The organism is Loktanella agnita, assembly GCF_046640325.1.
In the GTDB taxonomy this organism is placed as follows: domain Bacteria; phylum Pseudomonadota; class Alphaproteobacteria; order Rhodobacterales; family Rhodobacteraceae; genus Yoonia; species Yoonia agnita.
The window spans coordinates 22986-41730 of the sequence record NZ_JBJMBF010000017.1; the positions used below are offsets into that span (position 1 = coordinate 22986).

An 18745-nucleotide genomic window follows, 5' to 3' on the forward strand; every position below is an offset into this window, starting at 1 on the left:
GGCTGCTCAGCGGGGTTTCTGAATACCTCTGATGTCTCCCGCGGTCAAAACGGGGGAGGCGTCAAGCGCATCCGCATCCAGCATCGCCGCAACTCGTTCGAGCGAGGCGACAAGCTGCGCCTGCTCCCAAGCATCCATCTGGTCGAACGCCTGAACAAAGCGCTGTTGCAGGGCATCGGGGGCATCCTCGACGACGGCGCGTCCGTTGCTGGTAATCATGACATTGGTCTGGCGGCGGTCAACCTCTGACCGCTGGCGCATGATCAACCCTGATATCTGCAATTTGTCGATGATCGCGGTCACGGTCGCCTGCGTGATCCCCATCTGCGTGGCCAGCGCCTTGGGTGTCGCGCTACCATCAGACCGGCTCTCAAGGATTTGTAACACCCGAAACTGTGCTGATGTCACGCCAGCGGCCTGCGCCAGATCACGTTCGTAAAGCGCCGTGGCGCGCAGAATCCGCCGCAAGGCGATCAGGCTGTCATTGGCACGTATATTGTCAGGATGCATCATGGCTGCGGTATCGCATGAATGATCTCCTCGTATCAATCGCTCTTGGTAATCTCGCAATATCCTTCGTCTACCGAAGTATGAGCATCTCCAGATTGCCCTGCATTTTAAGGAAATTATCGCGAATATCACGCTATAAGCGGATTTTTGGCAAAAGTTAATTCAGGAGTTGAAGTTTTTTGGGGCTGGTTATAATTAGACACACGAAGCAAAAAGCGAGGTGGATATGCCCAGAGACATGACAGAGTCCCCAACGCCATTACCTCAACTGCGTAAACCTGATCCAACGGATGGGGCAGATATCTGGGCGCTCATCCAAAGCTGCAAGCCGCTGGACGAGAATTCCATGTACGCTAATGTGATTCAGGCGGACCATTTTCGCGAAACCTGCGTTCTGGCAGAGCGGGACGGTGAAGTGCTGGGCTGGATCTCGGGCCATATGATCCCGGATGAGGATACGCTCTTTGTCTGGCAGGTCGCTGTCAGCGAAAAGGCACGCGGCCTTGGCTTGGGCCGCCAGATGCTCTCCGAACTGATCGGGCGGGGCGCCTGCGCCGATGCGGCCAAGTTGAAGACCACCATCACCAAAGACAACAAAGCTTCCTGGGCGCTGTTTCGCAGCTTCGCCCGTGGTATCGGCGGCGCATTAAGCGATGCACCGCATTTCCAACGCGACGCACATTTTGACGGACAGCACGCGACCGAACATATGGTCACGATCACATTGCCCGCACGCGATACTTTGGCGCAAGCCGCCTGATCTAACCCACTTCCTGACAATCATCACCAGCGCACGACTGTGCGAAAGGATAGAGATATGCCTAAGGATATCACCCACACCCCCACGATTTTCGAACGCCGCGAAAGCGCTGCCCGCTCTTACTGCCGGGGCATGCCTGCCATTTTCGCGACGGCCACAGGCTCAGAGCTGACCGATACGGACGGTAAAACCTACATCGACTTTCTGGCAGGCTGTTCGTCGCTGAACTACGGCCATAATGATCCAGACATGAAGGCCGCACTGATCGACCATATTTCGTCAGATGGGATCGCCCACGGGCTGGATCTGCACACCGACACAAAGGCCGCCTTTCTACGCGCCTTTGACACCCATATTCTGGCCCCGCGCGGAATGGATCATCGGGTGATGTTCACCGGACCCACAGGTGCAAATGCGGTTGAGGCCGCGATGAAAATCGCGCGCAAGGTGACGGGGCGGACCAATATCATCGCCTTCACAAACGGGTTTCATGGCGTCACGAACGGGGCGCTTGCCGCCACTGGCAACGGCTATCACCGGGGCGGGGCGGCGATCCCACTGCAAGGCGTCACCCGGATGCCGTTTGACGGCTTCTTTGGTGCAGATACGGATACAGCGGCGCAGCTTGACGCGATGCTGTCGGATGCCTCTGGCGGTATCGACGCACCCGCCGCGATCATGCTGGAAACTGTGCAGGGCGAAGGCGGGTTGAACGCAGCCCGCGCTGACTGGGTGCGGCGCATTGCAAAGGTCGCAAAAGATCACGGCGCGCTGCTGATCATCGACGATATCCAAGCGGGCTGCGGCCGCTGCGGCACGTTCTTTTCGTTCGAGGATATGGGGATCACACCAGATATCGTGACAATGGCAAAATCGCTTTCAGGCTTCGGCTTGCCGATGGCCGCACTGCTGGTGCGCCCTGAATATGACGTCTTTGGCCCGGCCGAACATAACGGCACCTTCCGGGGCAATACCCATGCGTTTGTCACTGCCCGAGTCACGATCGAAAAATTCTGGGCCGATGATAGCTTCCAGAAGGGCCTGAACGAAAAGGCTAATCTAATCAATGATCGGCTGGGCACATTGGCCGCACTTATCCCCGGCAGCACACAAAAGGGTCGCGGCCTGATGCGCGGTGTCGATGTGGGCTCTGGCGCGCTGGCCGGTGCCATCTGCGCGCGCGCCTATCAAAACGGGCTGATTATCGAAACTTCGGGCAGCGAAGATCAAGTGGTCAAGGTGCTGGCACCGCTGACCACACCCACTGCTACTTTGCGCAAAGGGTTCGATATCCTGCTGTTCGCCGCCCGCGAAACGCTGGCCGCCCAACCCCAAAAAACCGTGGAGTAAAACCATGATCGTCAGAGATTTCAACAAGATCGTCGAAGACCAGCGCGACCGCGTGGTATCGGATGCAAATTGGACCAGTGTGCGGATGCTGCTGGCCGATGACGGGATGGGGTTTTCATTCCACATCACCTTTCTGGACGCCGGGTCGGAACACACGTTCGAGTATAAGAACCACTTCGAAAGCGTCTACTGCATGAAGGGCAAGGGGGCGATCACCGACCTCAAGACCGGCGAAACCCATGATATCGTCCCTGGCGTGATGTATGCGCTGAACGAACATGACCGGCACGTGCTGCGCGCAGACGAAGAACTGGTCATGGCTTGCTGCTTCAACCCGCCCGTCACCGGCAACGAAGTGCATCGCGAGGATGGATCCTACGCGCTTGCAGAAACGGCCTGATATGGCTCACACCGTAGAAAAAATCGGCGGTACCTCGATGGACCGCATTGATGAACTGCGGGATACGCTGATCATCGGGGACCGCAGCGGCGCTGCCCTTTATGGGCGGGTCTTTGTCGTATCGGCGTTCAGCGGGATCACCAATCTGCTGTTGGAGCATAAGAAAACCGGCGAGCCGGGGGCTTTTGCCGCCTTCACCAGTGAAGCAGACGGGCATGGCTGGCATGGGCGGCTTGATGATGTGGCGCAGGCGATGATCGTCGCGCACCGCCGTGTGCTGGACAATCCGGCGGATATTGAACGCGCCGATGCCTTTGTGCATGATCGGATTTCCGGGGCGCGTAATTGTCTGACCGATCTGCGGCGGTTGTGTGAATACAGCCACTTCCGCCTGACCGAAAACATGAGCCAGACCCGCGAATTACTGTCAGGACTGGGCGAGGCGCATTCCGCATTTGTCACTACGCTGATGTTGCAACGCGCCGGGGTGAATGCCCGTTTCGTCGATCTGTCCGGCTGGCGCGACGCTGGTGAGGCATGTTTGGACGAACGGATCAAAACGGCCATGGCGACTGTGGATCTGACATCTGAAATGCCCATCGTTACCGGCTACGCACAATGCGCCGAAGGGCTGATGTCCGAATTCGATCGGGGCTATTCCGAGGTGACCTTTTCCCGCATTGCCGCCCTGACCAGCGCACGCGAGGCGATCATCCACAAGGAATTCCACCTGTCATCGGCGGACCCGAACCTTGTCGGCGCGCAGAATGTGCACAAGCTGGGCCGCACCAACTACGATGTGGCCGATCAGCTGTCGAACTTAGGGATGGAAGCAATCCACCCCAAAGCCGCCAAAACTCTGCGACGCGCGGAGGTGCCTTTGCGTGTGGCGAATGCGTTTGAGCCGGAGAATCCGGGGACTTTGATCGATGAGCAACCGGTGGAAACGGCGGCGGTGGAGATTGTCACGGGGCTGGATCTCTACGCGCTGGAAGTGTTCGAACAGGACATGGTCGGCGTGAAAGGGTATGATGCGACGATCCTTGATGTGTTGACGCGCCACAAGGTGCGGATCGTGTCGAAAGTGTCGAACGCCAACACGATCACCCATTATGTGGACACCTCGATGAAGGTGCTGCGCCGGGTGGAAAAGGACCTGACCGCGCTATATGCGTCGGCGGAAATCTCTTTCCGGGCGATTGCAATGGCGTCGGTTGTTGGCCGTGATCTCAAGGGGTTATCGGTTTTGACACGCGGGTTGCAAGCCATGGCAGAGGCCGGTCTGGAATCCATCGGCGCCAGTCAGGGGCCGCGTAATGTAGACGTGCAGTTTATCTTGGAACGGGACGCGCTGAAACCCGCCATCGTGGCACTGCACGGCGCGCTGGTGGGGAACGCTAAAGTGAAATTATCGCGCGCCGCCTGAGGGCGCGCGCAACGTTTACTTTACCGGTGTACGCGTTCCAATCAGATCACGCGGCACAATGAAATCCACGATCCGACCCTGATACGGCTGAATCGCATTCCAGCGGTCTGCGTCAAAATCCAGCACCGTGGTCGCGCAGGTCGGATAATCGCCGAACCGGGCGTGATCGGGGGCCGTTTCCACCAACCCACGCGCGAGCATTCCAATGCCCGGATTATGCCCGACCACCGCGATGCTCGCTGCTTCTGAGCGACGGATCAGATCCAGGATAGTATCGGGTGCGGCATGATAGAGCGCTGATGATAGCTGTAATCTGGGCTGCGGATGCAAATGCGGTATAATTAGCGCAGCCGTCTCCTGCGTGCGGGTAGCGTCTGAGCATAAGATCAGTTCTGGCATATAGCCCTGTTTTGCCAGCCATTCGCCAATCGCTATTGCCGATTCATGCCCACGTTGGTTTAGCACACGTGCATGGTCATCTGCGCCGGGATCGTTCCAGCCTGATTTTGCGTGGCGGATCAGGATCAGGCGTAGACTCACAAAAATGCCTCCATATGAAACGCCGCCTGTTGGGGTTTTCGGCGGCCCTGACCCACGGGGCAGGCGCGGCGTGCGGCACAACCGTGCGTCATACAGCCGGTCCCCTTTGCGCCGCGCAAATAGGTTTTGCAGACCGCAACGTCATACTCATCGACCAGCGCATCGACGGGGCAGGCGGTCTGGCAGGGTTGTGTGACGCAGATGTCGCAGGGGGAGGGTGATCTCGCCGCATCGCCGCGACCCGGATGCCGGATCGCCGCACGAAAGGAGACGAACAGCCCCGCGTCGTCATGCACCAGAAATCCAACTGGTGACGTCCAGCAGCGGCCTGTGGCAAGCGCCCAACTGTAGAACGGTGCATAGGGTGGGCCGTCTGAGGGAAAGATCGCCTCACCGTCCATCGCAGCAGCGATGGGCGTGATGACTCGCACCGACCAGCGGTCCAGCGGATTGGGTAACCCGTCAACATATTCCGGGCTTGCCGTGAAATGAGACCAGAAACGGGGCTGATCCGGTCCAATCAGCGTGATGACCTGTCCCGCGTCCTGACATTGTCCCAGTTCGCGTAGGCCGCGCTGGTGCAGATGCTCTGCTAAAGGCATTCAAAGCACACGGCGCCAACTTGGTGGGATCGAACCTGGCTCTGTTGGTTCAAAGGTCAGCGTATCGTCCGTGCAACGATAGGTACCGCGCGATTCACCCCAGCCGGCCCCACCAGCGCTGGTCACGGGAATATCCATCCGCGTGCCCATCATTTCGGCAGAGCCCAGTAGTGCATAATCGGAGACCTCGGCCACGTAGTTTTCGCCATCGTCGGCTGTCAGAGACGCGCTGGACATGCCATTGATGGTGACAGGCATGGCTGGGGCACCGGGGATTTGTGTCGCGATGATCAGATCGTCAACGCGCATCAGCATCTCACCACTATCTGATATTTCAAGGCTGACAGAGCCACCTTGGTAGGTCGCAGTGCCCCCCATTTGTGCGCCCATTGTATCGGCTAGTTGTTGACCGTCGACGTCCCATGTACCGGGCAGGCAAGCGCCCATCGCCGCCGCAGAGGTCACTGAAAATGTTAGAATTAAGGTCGCAAAACGCAGCAAGCTCATCTTAATCTCCGGACAAGGAACAGATGATCTATAGCACAGCTTTGTGAGCGATGCAGCGTTTCAGTCGCGGGGTTCGCGGATGATCGACCCGGCGCCGTGCTCTGTAAAGAGTTCCAGCAGGCAGGCATTGGGCAGGCGGCCATCCAAGATGACCACGGCGCGCACACCTTTTTCCAGCGCGTAAAGCGCGGTTTCGGTCTTGGGGATCATGCCACCCGCAATGGTGCCATCCGCAATCATCGCGTGGACCTGATCCGGGGTGATCTGTGTGATAACTTCTCCGCTGGCGTCTTTCACACCGGCCACATCCGTAAGCAACAAGAGCCGGTCAGCTTTCAGCGCCCCGGCGATCGCGCCGGCAGCAGTGTCGCCATTCACATTAAACGTTTCCAGCATATCCATGCCGGTTGCCACCGGAGCCACCACAGGGATGATGCCCGCACTATACAGGTCGCGCAGCACCTGCACGTTCATTTCAACTGGTCTGCCCACGAAGCCCAGTTCTGGGTCGTCCACCTCGGCCACCATCAGATCGTCATCTTTGCCCGACAGCCCGACAGCGCGGCCGCCTTCATCCATGATTGCCTGTACAATGCGCTTGTTGACCAGCCCGGTCAGCACCATCTCGACCACTTCGACAGTGCGCTGATCGGTCACGCGCTTGCCGCGCACGAATTCAGATTTGATGCCTAGCTTATCCAGCATCTCGTTGATCATCGGACCGCCGCCATGCACGACAACGGGGTTCATGCCGACCTGTTTCATCAGCACGATATCACGGGCAAACGCGGCCATTGCATCGGCGTCACCCATGGCATTCCCACCGAATTTCACCACGACCACCGCGCCGGAATAGCGTTGCAGGTAAGGGAGTGCCTCGGACAGAGTGCGTGCGGTTACGATCCAGTCACGATTCATGTCGGGGGTCCTTTTCTTCATGAAATACCAGCGATGATGGCGCGCAGGGTTGGAATGCCCTCGGCCTTCTCTGACGATGTCAAAAGCAATTCGGGGAATGCTGCGGGGTGTTTGGCCAGTGCCGCGCGGGTGCGGGTCAGCGATTCTTCCAGTGCCGCGCCCTTCACCTTGTCGGTTTTGGTCATCACCACCTGAAATGTCACCGCGGATTTGTCCAAAAGCGACATGATCTCTTCATCTACCGCCTTGGCACCGTGGCGCGCGTCGATCAGCACAAAGACCCGGCGTAGTGTCTGGCGTCCGGACAGATACTGTTTCAACAGGCGCTGCCATTTTTCCACCACAGCGACGGGGGCATTGGCAAAGCCATAACCGGGCAGGTCGACCACGTAGATATCGCCTGCGGTGAAAAAGTTGATCTCTTGCGTCCGGCCCGGCGTGTTCGAGGCGCGGGCAAGACCCTTACGCCCAGTCAGCGCGTTGATGAGAGAGGATTTTCCCACATTCGACCGCCCGGCAAAGCAGATTTCTACCCGGTCAGCAGGGGGCAGGCCGTTCATGGCCACGACGCCTTTTAGGAATTCGGTTTCGCCCGCGAAAAGCTTGCGCCCTGCCTCGATTGCAATGTCATCCGGGGTCTCAGCTTCGGGAAAACGCAGTTCCATCATATTACCTCTACCAGGCTGTCTACAGAGATTTGCCCGCCTTGTGTCACCGTCGCATAGACGCCGAAATTCTGATGATCCCAACCATCGCGCAGCGCAGCGAGTGTATCGACATCACGGACACCGGTCTGTGGATTGACCATCGTATGTTTGCACCGCTTGATCGGTTCTTCGATATGCAGCACAGCGTCACCGATGCGCAGGTCACGACCGATCCACGCGCATTCTTCCCACGGCGCCGTGCCGTCCAGCCAGATATTGCCGCGCCACCGTTCAGGCTCCAGTGGTAGGCCCAGCTCGTCTTCGACCGCTTTGTGACTGGCGCGAGTCATAATCGACAGGCTGGGAAATTTGCTGTCCGTCATCCCGCGCGCGGGTACATGCGCGATGCCTGTAGGCTGAAAGCTGGCGTCGGCGCAAAGCGGACGCTGCCAGTCAAGGAAGCGTTCCACATCGGCGGGGTCATCGGGACGAAATTCTAGTGTGCCCAGGTCCTGATGGCGCAGCGTGACCGTGCGGGTCTCTTCATCCAGCTGTGCCCAAATCCCTGCCAATGCAGGGGTGCTGCTGCCGATGACAAAGTTACGGCAGCCGACCCATGCGGGATCCGCAGGATCGAATTTTGTCCGCTCATGCGTCACAGCCCAATGCCTGTCCCACGGCATTGTCTGGCCGGTGACAAGGGTCACCGTATCCAATGCTTCGCGCCCGTGGCTCTTGATCGGGTGACGCCAGAGAGCCGACACGCGGATCATCTACTTCCCTTTCGGCTTGTCGAGATCGACCGGTTTCTTGCGGGTCACGCTTCGCTTGATATTCCCGAACACATCCGGTTTCGCCCCATGGCTGCGCATGATCGCATATTGCTGGATGAAGGTGATCAGGTTGTTGGCAATCCAGTAGAGCACCAGACCGGATGCGAAATTGCCCAGCATGAACATGAAGATCCACGGCATCCACGCAAAGATCATCTGCTGTGTCGGATCGGTCGGGGCCGGGTTCAGCTTTTGCTGCAACCACATGGACACACCCAGCATCAGTGGCAGAATGCCGATGGCGATCAGGGCCAGCAACGTCCCTTGTTCAGGGGCCGCGAACGGAAGCAATCCGAACAGGTTCAGGATTGAAGACGGATCAGGCGCGCTCAGGTCGCGAATCCAGCCGATCCATGGCGCATGACGCAGTTCAATCGTGACAAAGATCACTTTGTAGAGCGAGAAAAAGATCGGGATTTGCAACAGGATCGGCAGGCAACCCGCTGCGGGGTTCACCTTGTTGTCCTTGTAAAGTTTCATCATGCCCTGCTGCATCGCTTGACGGTCATCGCCAGCACGCTCTTTCAGGGCCTCCATTTCAGGCTGCAATTCCTTCATCCGCGCCATGGAGACATAGGATTTATAGGCAAGCGGCAAAACGATAATTTTCAGGATCACGGTCAAGGCAAGAATGGACCAGCCCATATTGCCGATGGCTTTGTTCAGAAAATGCAGCAGCGCAAAGATCGGCTTTGTCAGAAAAAAGAACCAGCCCCAGTCAATAGAGTCCAAAAAGCCGGTCACGCCCTCTTCGTTCTGGTAGTGGCGGATCGCTTCCCATTCTTTGGCACCTGCGAACAGGCGGGTTGTGACGGTTGCTGTGTCGCCAGATGCAACCGTCGTGATCGGCATCACGGCCTCGGCCTGATACAGATCACGCGAGTCATAGTATTTCGACGTCGACCGGAACGGCGATGACTGGTCGGGGATCAGGGTCGTCATCCAGTAGTGGTCGGTGTATCCGATCCAACCGGATGTGGTTGCATCCAGCCGTTCGGCCTGCGTACGTTCGCGCGGATCAATCGGGTAATCCGTTATGTCGTCATAGCTGGTTTCTTCCAGCTCGGCATCGGTCATCCGCACCAGACCTTCGTGCAGGATAAAGAAGTTTTTTAGGTCTGCAGGCTCACCATGGCGGCGCAAAAGACCAAAGGGGCGGGTGGAAATCGCTGCGTCACCACTGTTGTCGACCGACTGGGTAAACGTGAACATAAAGCTGTCATCGACAGCAACGGTTTGGCGAAAGACCTGTCCTGCGCCGTTATCCCAGATCAGTGTTACGGGGGTTTCAGGCGTCAGCGTATCGCCATTTTCCAGCGACCAGATCGTATCGGGGCCTGGAACCTGATCTGCAGTTAGCCCATCGGTCGCGGTCCAGCCAAAGGTGGCGAAATAGGCATCAGGTTCGCCCACAGGTTTCAGCAGACGGACGATATCGGCGTCGGGTTCGTTTGTTTCGCGATATTGGGTCAGTGCCAGATCATCAATCCGGCCACCACGCAGCGACAGAGAGCCGACAAGCTGCGGCGTTTCAATCGCGATGCGCGCAACTTCCGCTTCAGGCTCTGCGGCCGGGGCATCGCCCGGCGCGGTGCTGCCTGTGCTGACCGGGTCGGTCGCAGGCAAAGCAGGGTCTTCGACGCTGATTGTGGTTTCCTGTGCGGGATCAACCAGCGGTTCTTCCTGCGGGAACAATACAGTCCATGCCATGATGACGGCAAAGCTTAGCACCGTCGCCAGGATGAGGTTCTTGTTCTGGTCGTCCATTTGACACCGCCCGTATCCAGCTAAAAATCTGAAGGTTCTTCAACCTGTCAGGCGGCGAAAGGTCAAGGCGTTTTCAGAAAATAAAGGGCTTTGGCCGCAGTTGTGATCCGGCCAGTGATCCCGTGGCGGCTTTGATGCTGAACTTGTTTGGGGCAGACAGATAAAAATGTCGCCAAATGGCCCACAATTATTCTAAGCTTTGCCAAGCAAAGGCTCAGTTCGCTGAACCGATGCATCAATATGGACATTGGGTCTAGTTGTCTTGGAGGACGGTACCGCCCGCGCAAATAGCGTGACGGTACTAAGAAGACAGCCCGCCAATGCCATCCGTAGCCAACGGTTACGGTGCGAAGGGGCTGACAATTGTCAGCCTTATGTCTGACAGCGGCGCTTTGGTCACGCGCCGTCATTAATTTATCGACCATCGGCCCCGCGGGGCCACAAGGGAGGAATATTATGAAGAAAACGCTGGTATCAGCTGCGTTCGGCGCTGCGGTCATTTCGACGCCTGCCGTCGCGCAGGAAACCTTTGAAATGACATCTGCATTCGGGAAAAACCTGCCCATTCTGGGTACTGCCGCCGTGACATTTGCCGAAAAGATTAACGGTATTTCGAACGATGTTGAATTTGAACATTTCGACCCCGGTGAGTTGGTGCCCACGCTCGAAGCGCTTGATGCGGTCTCCAATGGTTCGGTCGATGCGGCCTATACGACTTCGGGCTATTGGCAGGGTAAAATCCCTTCGGCATCTCTTTTTGCCGCGGTGCCATTCGGGCCAGAGGCGGGCGAATTCCTTGCATGGATTCTCTATGATGATGGCTGGGCGCTTTTCCAGCGCATGTATGACGAGGCAGGCTATGACGTGCACGTTATCCCCTGCGGGATCATCGCACCCGAAACCAGCGGTTGGTTCAAAAATGAAATCACCGCGATTGAAGATCTCGAAGGGCTGAATATGCGCTTCTTCGGTCTCGGGGCCGAGGTGATGCAAAGGCTGGGCGTCTCCACGTCATTGCTGGCATCGGGCGATATCTTTCCAGCGCTGGAACGCGGTGCAATTGATGCGACCGAATTTTCCATGCCTGCGATCGACCAGCGGCTGGGTTTCCACAACATCGCGTCGTTCAACTATTTCCCCGGATGGCACCAGCCCGCCACTATGTTTGAACTGCTGATCAACAAGGATCGCTGGGAAGACCTGGATGATGTCAGCCAACGGCAGATTGAGGTCGCCTGTCTGGCCAATATCACAGACAACTATGCCGAAGGCGAAGCGATCAATTATAGCGCGATGGTTCAGAACACCGAAGAGCACGGCGTAACCATCAAGCAGTGGCCGCCGGAAATGCTGGACGCGTTTGAGGCTGCTTGGAACGAAGTCGCTGCGGAACTGGCTGCCGAAGACCCGCTCTTCAACGAGGTCTGGGCCGATCTTCAGGAATTCCGCGCAGGGTACAAAGTCTGGTCTGACAACATCTACCTGCCACGCCCGCGCAACTGATCCAATACCCACTGGATAAATAAGCATCTGGGCGGCACTGCCGCCCGGATGCCCATGCACGACGCACAAGACCGCAGGAAGAGACCAGAATGGAAGAGATCAAAGAAATCGCCGCGATTTCCGACCCCGGAGAGATCGGCCGGAAAAATCATAACCGCGCCGACCGTTTCGTCATATTAGTCGCGAACATTGCGGCATGGCTCTTTCCGATCTTGATGCTGGCGATCTGCGCACAGGTGGTGCTGCGCGGCATTGGGATGAATCAGGCTTGGCTTGATGATTTGCAGTGGTGGCTTTACGGTGCTGCGGTGTTGGTCGGTGTCGGCTATGCGGTGACAACCAACAGCCATGTCAGGGTCGATATCCTGTACGATCACTTCCCGCAGGACAAGAAAAGCCGGATCGACATCTTTGCGCTGGGCTGGTTGTTTCTGCCCTTCATTATCCTGTGTTGGGACGTGACGCTGGGCTATGCAATTCAGTCAATCGGCGCGGATGAAGGCTCTTCCAGCCCTAACGGTCTGCATAATCTGTGGATCCTGAAAAGCTTTGTGAACATCAGCTTTATTTTCGTGGGTATCGCGTGTTGGGCTGCGATCTATCGGAGCCTTCGCACGCAAGGGCGCTCGGCGCTTTGGCAACAAATGCTTGCGGCGCTGCCCGCTACGTTCTTTCTGATCAACCTGACGATCTATTACTGTCTTTGGGTCATCATCTGGCTGACGAGCCCGGCGGGTACACGCGGTCGACAGATCGGGCGGCACGCGGTTTTCGATGAGGTCGAAATCGGCGTCTACGAATTCACATACACGGTTGTTGCGGCGCTTATCCTGACTCCCATCATTATCTTGACACTACGCGCGCTGGACCAGCGCCGACAGACGCTGCGCTAGGACCCACTGATGCTTACAATTTCCGGCCACGCTATCTCTCTCAATGAAATCGCCGTGCTTGCGATGTTCGGCACCTTCATCTGGATGCTTTTTCGAGGCATTCCTGTCGCTATGGCGCTGGTGGGCGTCAGCCTTGTATTCGTGCTGATTGCCGAACTGGCGCTGGACCCGTATCGCGGTTTCTTTCGCGATATCATCCCCTTCGACCGGACGGGGATCGACTATCAACGGCTGAATGTCCTGTCGAGCCGACTCTTCGGGAACACAGTTCAGAATCCTGTGCTTGTCGCCTTGCCCATGTTTATCTTTATGGGGCTGATGTTGGATCAGTCGGGCGTTGCCCAGCGGATGATGCATGCGATGCAGAAACTCTTTGGGGGGCTGCGGGGTGGGCTGTCGCTGACTGTGTTGCTGATCGGTATTATCCTTGCCGCCTCTACCGGGGTGATCGGGGCTTCGGTCACATTGCTGGGCGTTATGGCACTACCCGCGATGATGCAGCAGAATTATTCCAAGCCCATTGCCACAGGGACCATCGCCTCTGCCGGGACGCTGGGCATTCTGATCCCCCCGTCGATTATGCTGGTGATTATGTCTGACCAGCTGGCGATTTCGCTGGGTGATTTGTTCATGGGCGCGCTCTTTCCGGGGTTGATCCTCGGCGGGCTTTATATCGGCTTTATCGTGATTTATGGGTTGATCAATCCCGACGCGATGCCCGCGCCCGAACGGGCCGAACATGTGGGCTGGCATGAAATCAGCGAAGTTCTGATCGCGGTCATCCCGCCGATGATCTTGATCCTGCTCGTGCTGGGCTCGATTTTTGCGGGTTTCGCCACCCCGACAGAGGCATCGGGCTTGGGCGCTTTCGGTGCGACATTGCTGGCGTTCGCCAACCGGCGGCTGTCTTTCAAAGTCCTACGCGAAGTCAGCCGCTCCACCCTGAACACCACCGGCTATATCGTTGGTATCTTTCTGGCGGCTAACTTCTTTGCCTTGATCCTGCGGCGCTATGGCGGGGATGAAATCATCGAAGGTATGGTGCTGGCGGCATTTGATGATCCCTATGCGATCATCATCTTCATCCTGTTCATCGTATTCTTGCTTGGGTTCCTGCTCGACTGGATCGAGATCACGATCATCATCATGCCGCTGATGCTGCCAATCGTTCAAGGGCTGGGAATCGAAGGGGATATCAACGGCTATAACCAAGTGGCAGAGCCCGTGGTGACATGGTTTGCCATCCTCGTTGCAGTGACTTTGCAGACGTCGTTCCTGACGCCACCGGTGGGCTTTGCATTGTTCTATCTGAAAGGTGTCTGCCCACCCGGCGTGAACATCAGCCATATTTACCGGGGGGTTGTGCCCTTCGTGCTGCTGCAATTGCTGGGATTGTACATCGTGTTCGAATACCCGTCGCTGGTCACATGGTTGCCGTCGGTGGCATATGGCAACTAACGCGTTTGGCAACATCGCCGACCACCAAAGGCGAAAGGCAGCAATTGGTGATTCAGCTAGCAATCGAAATGCGTAAGATCATTTGGTATCTTCGGTCGGCACATCCAGTGCCTGCATCGGTGGGGCTTCGGGATCGCGGATCGCCTGAATTGCGGCCTTCGCCAAAAACGCGCCTGCGGTGCCGACCTGTTCGGACATTGTCAGCATATCGGCACGGAACAGCTTCATGAACGGAACCGCCTCCTTGGCGAAAACGTCGATCTGCTGTCCCACCTGCGCGCCCTCTTGTTCCAACGCGGCGACGGCGGCCATAGCGGACGATGTCGATGCGGTGATGATCGCATCAACGTCGGGATGGTTGCGCAGTGTCTCTCGGATAAATGCAACGACCTCTTCGCTGCTGCTGTCGCTGGTTACACCACCTGCGACATCCAGCGCTGCGGCGTAGCGAATCGCTGAATCACGGGCACCCGCGATCATGTGCTGGGCATAGTTATGGGCCTGCGGCGGCGCGATCAGCAGGATATGCTTGCGTCCGCGTTCGGCCAGTTGCTTGACCGCTAGCCGTCCGAAACATTCATTATCGAAATCATAATAGGGATGTTTATCCGCCCAATCCGTGCGACCGTGGGTGGCAAAGGGAAAGCCTCGTTCCATCAGATAGGCGACACGTGGATCCTGCGCCTGTATCTGGTTCATGATGATCGCATCTGCTGATCCGGTTTCAACGATATAGCGGACCGGCTCCATCGGGTCCTGATCAGGGAAAAACGGCGTGACGACCAGATGAAATGGCGTATTGCGTAACCCACCCGCGACCGAGGCGATCAGACGTGCGGTGTGACTCATCAGATCGTGCTGCGTTGACATGACAAGTGTAATCACATTGGTCCGCCCGGTGCGCAGGCGCACGCCAGCGCGATTCGGAACATATCCGATCTCGCTCGCGATTTTGCGGATCAGCTTTTTGGTTTCACTTCCAATATCAGGGGCATCATTCAACGCGCGCGATACGGTCGGAACGGCCAGACCGCTGATCCGGGCAATCGTCTTCAGCGTCGGTTTTGTGCGTGATGACGAGGGCGCCGCTGCGTTGTCATTGCCTTTTGTATGCGCCATTTGATCGTCTCTCCTGTTCCGGCCGCCGCACTGGCACAAATCTTGCGACTGTTCCAGTGTCAGATGCCGCGAAAAATATATACCAACATTGCGGTGAACCTATCGAAGACACGTTTGTCCTTACGACCCGAATAGTTCTTGCGAGGTTAATCTAAATCGTTATAGGATTTTCTACAACGATTTAGGTCAGGGAGGATAAAATCGTGAGACATATCGCAAAACTATTGTCCGCAACGGCATTTGTGAGCGCATCGGCGGTCTCGGCTGCTGAGCTGGAGGTCACGCATTGGTGGACATCCGGTGGCGAAGCCGCCGCTGTCGCAGAGTTCGCCAAAGCATTTGATGCAACCGGCAATACTTGGGTGGACGGTGCGATTGCAGGCTCCGGCGGCACGGCACGTCCAATCATCATCTCGCGCATTCTCGGCGGGGATCCGATGGCGGCAACCCAGCTTAACCACGGTCGTCAGGCCGAAGAGTTGATCGAAGCGGGGATGCTTCTTGATATTACCGATGTGGCTGAAGCCGAAGGTTGGAAAGATTCGGTTTTTCCATCCTCGCTTTTGGACGCTTGCACCCTTGATGGGCGTATCTATTGCGCGCCAGTCAATATCCACTCGTGGCAGTGGATGTGGCTGAGCCACAAAGCCTTTGACGACGCCGGTGTTGCTGTTCCGGCCAATTGGGATGAATTTGTCGATGCGCGTGACGCGCTCGAAGCGGCGGGTAAAATCCCCCTTGCCATGGGGCAGCAGCCTTGGCAGGCAAACGGCGCCTTTGGTGTTATGGCTGTGGCCATCGCCGGAACGGACGCATGGCGCGAAGTCACCGTGAATAAAAACGCCGAAGTCGCCGCCGGACCAGATTACGCACGCGTCTTCGAAGCCGCCGAAAGCGCGCGTTCTATGGCTGAAAATTCAAATGTGCAGGATTGGAACCAAGCGACAAACCTTGTGATTACCGGCCAAGCCGGTGCGCAGATCATGGGTGACTGGGCGCAGGGTGAATTCCAGGTTGCTGAACAAGTTGCCGGTCAGGACTACACCTGCCTGCCAGGTCTTGGCGCGAATGAAATCCTCGATACCGCCGGGGATGCGTTCTACTTCCCCAAACAGGATGATCCTGAAATCGAAGCGGCACAAAAAGAGCTTGCCGCGCTGCTGCTCTCTCCTGAGGTGCAGGTCGCGTTCAACCTGAAAAAAGGCTCTTTGCCTGTGCGGGGCGATGTCGATCTGGCCGCAGCAAATGACTGCATGCAAAAAGGTCTTGAGATCCTTGCATCCGGCAATGTGCTACCTTCGGGTGACATGTCGCTGAGCCCTGATACGCAAGGCCAGATCGAAGACCTGATGGTCGAATTCTGGAACGACCCGTCGATCACCGCTGCGGATGCGCAAGCCCGCTACGCCGACATCATCGCAGACGCTGACTAAGCAAGTTTCACGCCGAGGGTCCGGGGTGTGTTTCAGCCTCGGGCCTTCGGGCGAAACAGGATCGGCGCGCGATAGCTGCAAACTGCAGATATCCTGACGCATTGATCAAAATCAGCATAGCTTGGAAAGGCCGCGTGATGGCGATAACAGATGCCGGACAGGTAGCCGACAGACGCGTTGTGGAAAAACGCCCGTCGCGCTTGTTCAAAAACATGACCGCCAAGATCGCGTCCATACCGATGGTGTTCACTGCAGTGGTGGTGTTCATCGGTTGTACGTTGTGGACAGTCTATCATTCTTTCACCGGATCTCGGCTTTTGCCGGCGCCCGATAAATGGGTCGGGCTTGATCAATATGAACGGCTTTGGGGAACAAGCCGCTGGCTGATCAGCGTGGAAAACCTTGCGATCTATGGGTTCTGTTCCATGATCCTGTCGCTGGTGATCGGTTTCACGCTCGCCGCATTGCTTGATCGCAAAATTCGGTTTGAAAACACGATCCGGACTATCATCCTTTATCCGTTCGCTTTGTCCTTCATCGTGACCGGGCTGGCGTGGCAGTGGATTCTGAACCCCAGCCTCGGCCTTCAGAACGTTGTGCGCGAAGCTGGCTGGACAAGCTTTACCTTTGACCCGCTCAACAACCCCGATATCGTCATCTTTGGTATCCTGATTGCGGGGATCTGGCAGGGGTCAGGCTTTATCATGGTTGTCATGCTTGCCGGGCTGCGGGGCATTGATGAAGACATCTGGAAAGCCTCGCGCGTCGAAGGCATCCCGGCGTGGAAAACCTATATTTTCATCATCATACCAATGATGAAGCCAGTCTTTGTGACCGCGCTGGTGCTGATCGCATCCGGAATTATCAAGGTCTACGACCTTGTCGTCGCCCAGACATCCGGCGGACCTGGCATCGCGTCAGAAGTCCCCGCCAAATATGTGATCGAAAAAATGTTCCAGTCGCAAAACCTCGGACAAGGGTTTGCCGCATCCACCATGATGCTTGTCAGCGTGCTGATCGTGCTGATCCCTTGGGCCTATCTCGAATTCGGAGGCAAGAAACGTGACTGATGCGACAAGTGCAGGCGTCGGGTTGGACGCGGTCAACAAGGAACTGACCGGGCCACGCGGGCCAAAGCCGAAAAAGGCATTCTCGACCAATAATATCATCATCTACAGCGTATTATTCGTAGTCTGCCTTTACTACCTGCTGCCGCTTTACGTGATGATCGTCACTTCGCTGAAGGGCATGCCGGAAATCCGGCTGGGCAATATTTTTGCTCCCCCAGTAGAGGCGACATTCCAACCTTGGGTGAAAGCATGGGCAGAGGCATGCACTGGCATCAACTGCGAAGGGTTGAGCCGCGGCTTTTGGAACTCTGTCTGGATCCTAATTCCGTCTGTCTTTCTCTCTATCGCGATTGCTTCGGTAAATGGCTATGCGCTGGCCAACTGGCGGTTCAAAGGGTCCGAGGTGTTCTTTACCATCCTCATTTTCGGCGCCTTCATTCCGTATCAGGTGATGATCTATCCCATCGTGATCTTGCTGCGCGAAAGCGGCGACGGGATCACTAATGTCCTGCAACTGGCCAATCCAATGCTAGAGGCGATGGGTTTCGAAGGCTTTGGCAGGGTACGCCTGATGGGGTCGCTCGCGGGTCTGGTCATCGTGCACACGATCTTTGGTATGCCGATCCTGACGCTGCTGTTCCGGAATTACTTCACCTCGGTGCCGGAAGAGTTGTTCAAGGCGGCCCGTGTCGATGGTGCCGGGTTCTGGCGGATCTATTTCCAGATCATGCTGCCCATGTCGCTGCCGATCTTTGTGGTGGCAATGATCCTGCAAGTGACCGGTATCTGGAACGACTTCTTGTTTGGGGTGATCTACACCAAGCCCGATACATATCCGATGACAGTGCAGCTCAATAACATCGTGAATTCGGTGCAGGGGGTGCGGGAATATAACGTCAATATGGCGGCAACTCTGCTGACCGGGCTTGTGCCTCTCGTGATCTACTTTGCCTCTGGCAAACTCTTTGTGCGCGGCATCGCAGCCGGCGCCGTCAAAGGGTGATCCATG

At 56.9% G+C, this 18745-nt stretch carries 19 protein-coding genes; 10 read left to right on the forward strand and 9 right to left on the reverse strand.

Annotated features, from left to right (window positions below):
* Positions 1 to 6: 6 nt before the first annotated feature.
* A complete protein-coding gene (locus ACJ5NV_RS16835) occupies positions 7 to 513 on the reverse strand; it encodes a MarR family winged helix-turn-helix transcriptional regulator (protein ID WP_411645568.1) in 507 nt (168 codons plus the stop codon).
* Between the two features lie 223 nt (positions 514 to 736).
* Between ACJ5NV_RS16835 and ectA the strand changes: the two genes are divergently transcribed.
* Genes ectA through ACJ5NV_RS16855 form a run of 4 tightly spaced genes read left to right on the forward strand, consistent with a single transcriptional unit; the run spans position 737 to position 4446 of the window.
* Positions 737 to 1270 carry a diaminobutyrate acetyltransferase gene (gene ectA, locus ACJ5NV_RS16840; RefSeq protein WP_411645569.1) on the forward strand — a complete coding sequence of 178 codons (534 nt, stop codon included), beginning with the start codon at positions 737 to 739 and terminating at the stop codon, positions 1268 to 1270.
* Between the two features lie 57 nt (positions 1271 to 1327).
* Positions 1328 to 2620, forward strand: coding sequence for a diaminobutyrate--2-oxoglutarate transaminase (gene ectB / locus ACJ5NV_RS16845; RefSeq protein ID WP_411645571.1), 1293 nt, complete (start codon positions 1328 to 1330; stop codon positions 2618 to 2620).
* A 4-nt stretch (positions 2621 to 2624) separates the two neighbouring features.
* Positions 2625 to 3020 (forward strand): ectoine synthase, encoded by a 396-nt coding sequence (locus ACJ5NV_RS16850; protein ID WP_411645573.1) that lies wholly within the window; start codon positions 2625 to 2627, stop codon positions 3018 to 3020.
* Position 3021: 1 nt separating this feature from the next.
* Entirely contained in the window at positions 3022 to 4446 is a 1425-nt protein-coding gene (locus ACJ5NV_RS16855; protein ID WP_411645575.1) for an aspartate kinase, read from the forward strand.
* A 15-nt stretch (positions 4447 to 4461) separates the two neighbouring features.
* On the opposite strand, the gene ACJ5NV_RS16860 is transcribed toward ACJ5NV_RS16855, so the two are convergent.
* The 7 genes from ACJ5NV_RS16860 to yidC are packed head-to-tail and all read right to left on the reverse strand — an operon-like array spanning position 4462 to position 10260.
* The gene (locus tag ACJ5NV_RS16860; RefSeq protein WP_411645576.1) at positions 4462 to 4986 is read right to left on the reverse strand and encodes a SixA phosphatase family protein; all 525 of its coding nucleotides are present in this window, start codon (positions 4984 to 4986) and stop codon (positions 4462 to 4464) included.
* A complete protein-coding gene (locus ACJ5NV_RS16865) occupies positions 4983 to 5588 on the reverse strand; it encodes a ferredoxin (RefSeq protein ID WP_411645577.1) in 606 nt (201 codons plus the stop codon). Before ACJ5NV_RS16865 ends, ACJ5NV_RS16860 begins: the two co-directional genes overlap by 4 nt.
* A complete protein-coding gene (locus ACJ5NV_RS16870; RefSeq protein WP_411645578.1) occupies positions 5589 to 6095 on the reverse strand; it encodes a hypothetical protein in 507 nt (168 codons plus the stop codon).
* Between the two features lie 60 nt (positions 6096 to 6155).
* Positions 6156 to 7034: an acetylglutamate kinase gene (gene argB, locus ACJ5NV_RS16875; RefSeq protein WP_411645579.1), complete on the reverse strand. Its 879-nt coding sequence runs from the start codon at positions 7032 to 7034 to the stop codon at positions 6156 to 6158.
* Positions 7031 to 7678 (reverse strand): ribosome biogenesis GTP-binding protein YihA/YsxC, encoded by a 648-nt coding sequence (yihA, locus tag ACJ5NV_RS16880; RefSeq protein ID WP_411645673.1) that lies wholly within the window; start codon positions 7676 to 7678, stop codon positions 7031 to 7033. The genes argB and yihA overlap by 4 nt, the downstream gene beginning before the upstream one ends.
* Positions 7678 to 8433, reverse strand: coding sequence for an MOSC domain-containing protein (locus tag ACJ5NV_RS16885; RefSeq protein ID WP_411645581.1), 756 nt, complete (start codon positions 8431 to 8433; stop codon positions 7678 to 7680). The genes yihA and ACJ5NV_RS16885 overlap by 1 nt, the downstream gene beginning before the upstream one ends.
* The gene (gene yidC / locus ACJ5NV_RS16890; protein ID WP_411645583.1) at positions 8434 to 10260 is read right to left on the reverse strand and encodes a membrane protein insertase YidC; all 1827 of its coding nucleotides are present in this window, start codon (positions 10258 to 10260) and stop codon (positions 8434 to 8436) included.
* A 456-nt stretch (positions 10261 to 10716) separates the two neighbouring features.
* Here yidC and ACJ5NV_RS16895 point away from each other — a divergent pair, with 456 nt between their 5' ends.
* The 3 genes from ACJ5NV_RS16895 (at position 10717) to ACJ5NV_RS16905 (ending at position 14114) form a co-directional block, all read left to right on the forward strand.
* On the forward strand, positions 10717 to 11763 hold the full coding sequence (locus tag ACJ5NV_RS16895; RefSeq protein WP_411645584.1) for a TRAP transporter substrate-binding protein: 1047 nt from the start codon (positions 10717 to 10719) through the stop codon (positions 11761 to 11763).
* An 89-nt stretch (positions 11764 to 11852) separates the two neighbouring features.
* Positions 11853 to 12656 (forward strand): TRAP transporter small permease subunit, encoded by an 804-nt coding sequence (locus ACJ5NV_RS16900; RefSeq protein WP_411645586.1) that lies wholly within the window; start codon positions 11853 to 11855, stop codon positions 12654 to 12656.
* 9 nt (positions 12657 to 12665) lie between these two features.
* Positions 12666 to 14114, forward strand: a complete 1449-nt coding sequence (locus ACJ5NV_RS16905; protein WP_411645588.1) for a TRAP transporter large permease — start codon at positions 12666 to 12668, stop codon at positions 14112 to 14114.
* A 78-nt stretch (positions 14115 to 14192) separates the two neighbouring features.
* Here the strand turns inward: ACJ5NV_RS16905 and ACJ5NV_RS16910 are convergent, their stop codons facing one another.
* Positions 14193 to 15233 (reverse strand): LacI family transcriptional regulator, encoded by a 1041-nt coding sequence (locus tag ACJ5NV_RS16910; RefSeq protein WP_411645589.1) that lies wholly within the window; start codon positions 15231 to 15233, stop codon positions 14193 to 14195.
* Positions 15234 to 15433: 200 nt separating this feature from the next.
* Here ACJ5NV_RS16910 and ACJ5NV_RS16915 point away from each other — a divergent pair, with 200 nt between their 5' ends.
* The 3 genes from ACJ5NV_RS16915 (at position 15434) to ACJ5NV_RS16925 (ending at position 18739) form a co-directional block, all read left to right on the forward strand.
* Positions 15434 to 16666, forward strand: a complete 1233-nt coding sequence (locus tag ACJ5NV_RS16915; RefSeq protein WP_411645675.1) for an ABC transporter substrate-binding protein — start codon at positions 15434 to 15436, stop codon at positions 16664 to 16666.
* A 137-nt stretch (positions 16667 to 16803) separates the two neighbouring features.
* Positions 16804 to 17736 (forward strand): carbohydrate ABC transporter permease, encoded by a 933-nt coding sequence (locus ACJ5NV_RS16920; RefSeq protein ID WP_411645592.1) that lies wholly within the window; start codon positions 16804 to 16806, stop codon positions 17734 to 17736.
* Positions 17729 to 18739 (forward strand): carbohydrate ABC transporter permease, encoded by a 1011-nt coding sequence (locus ACJ5NV_RS16925; RefSeq protein WP_411645594.1) that lies wholly within the window; start codon positions 17729 to 17731, stop codon positions 18737 to 18739. Before ACJ5NV_RS16920 ends, ACJ5NV_RS16925 begins: the two co-directional genes overlap by 8 nt.
* Positions 18740 to 18745 lie beyond the last annotated feature (6 nt).